The following is a 207-nucleotide window of genomic DNA, read 5'->3' as shown; positions in this document are numbered from 1 at the left end:
GACCTCGCTATCGGCTGCGGGCGTCGTCTTCGGCCTGTCGGTGGTCAGTCTGCCGGCCCTGCCCCCGATCATCGGCGTCACCGCCACCTTGATCGGCCTCAGCTGCGGCGTCCTCTACGTGCACCATGCCAAGCGGCACCCGGCGCCGATCCTCAACCTCAACCTGTTCAAGAACCCGACGTTCCGCGCCTCGACCTTGGGCGGCAC

1 pseudogene is annotated in these 207 nt (G+C 68.1%); it reads left to right on the top strand.

Annotated elements, in window-relative coordinates:
* Positions 1 to 207, top strand: a pseudogene (locus AF337_RS30200) (MFS transporter); the annotation flags it as partial.

The organism is Rhizobium ecuadorense (assembly GCF_001187535.1).
GTDB classification, from domain to species: Bacteria; Pseudomonadota; Alphaproteobacteria; order Rhizobiales; family Rhizobiaceae; genus Rhizobium; species Rhizobium ecuadorense.
Note: the sequence above shows the minus strand (reverse complement) of the source record. Positions and strands in the feature narration are given on the sequence as shown.